This window comes from Pseudomonas sp. MD195_PC81_125, from assembly GCF_014060985.1.
Classification (GTDB): Bacteria; Pseudomonadota; Gammaproteobacteria; order Pseudomonadales; family Pseudomonadaceae; genus Aquipseudomonas; species Aquipseudomonas parakoreensis.
Map to the genome: position 1 here is coordinate 1 of NZ_JABULD010000850.1, position 1020 is coordinate 1020.

1 pseudogene is annotated in these 1020 nt (G+C 54.7%); it reads right to left on the reverse strand.

Features of this window, described 5'->3' with window-relative positions:
* Positions 1-1014: pseudogene (locus HT737_RS29700) on the reverse strand (HAD-IC family P-type ATPase); the annotation flags it as partial.
* Positions 1015-1020: the final 6 nt, after the last annotated feature.

Genomic DNA, 1020 nt, shown 5'->3' on the forward strand with positions numbered 1-1020 from the left:
CCATGATCGACATGGGGCGTAGCAAAGAMCCCCAAACGCACCAAGGGGGCCAAAGCGATGATCAGCACGGCGACAGCGTTGATCAGACCAAACACCCAGCTGGGCTCAGGGCCAAAAAAGCCCCCAAACCAAACAAAATGTCAGTATCGCAATCGCGATAACACCCATCACAAAGTAGCCGGCAATCGAGTCGGCCATTCGTTGCATTGGTGCTTTGGATCGCTGAGCCCGAGCGACCATCTGTACGATCTGTGACAGCATGGTCTCGGCGCCGACCTTCTGCGCCTCCATTACTAAGCTCCCATGTGTATTGAGCGTGGCACCGATCAGACTATCTCCAGCTCTCTTCATTACCGGCACTGGTTCGCCAGTAAGCATGGACTCATCCACCGCACTTTCACCTTCCAGTACTGAGCCATCAACTGGAACCTTTTCACCGGGTCTGACCCGTAGATGGTCTCCAAGGTGGACATGGGTGAGAGGAATGTCTTCTTCCTGTCCATCGGTATTGATCCGGCGTGCTGTCTTGGGCGACAGGCCGAGAAGGGACTTGATGGCGGCGGAGGTTTGCGATCGTGCTTTGAGCTCAAGAATCTGCCCAAGCAAGGTGAGTGAGATGATGACCGCTGCGGCTTCGAAGTAGACGCCGATGCGTCCATCTTGCATGAAGGTGGCCGGAAAGCTTTGAGGTAAGAGCGTTGCCATGACGCTGTAAAGGTATGCTGCGGCGGTACCCAACCCAATCAGTGTCCACATATTTGGGCTGCGATTTCTAATAGATGCTATGCCTCTGACAAAAAAAGGCCAACCTGCCCACAAGGTCACCGGTGTCGCCAGAGCCAGCTCGATCCAGTTTTGGATCGGGCCATGGAAAAGTTGTAACGTGTGTCCCGCCATGGCGAGCAAGGTCACTATCACGGTTAATGGCAGCGACCACCAAAAGCGGCGGGCGAAATCCCGGAGTTCAGGATTTTCTTCTTCATCGAGCGCGGGTATGACCGGCTCTAATGTCATGCCACA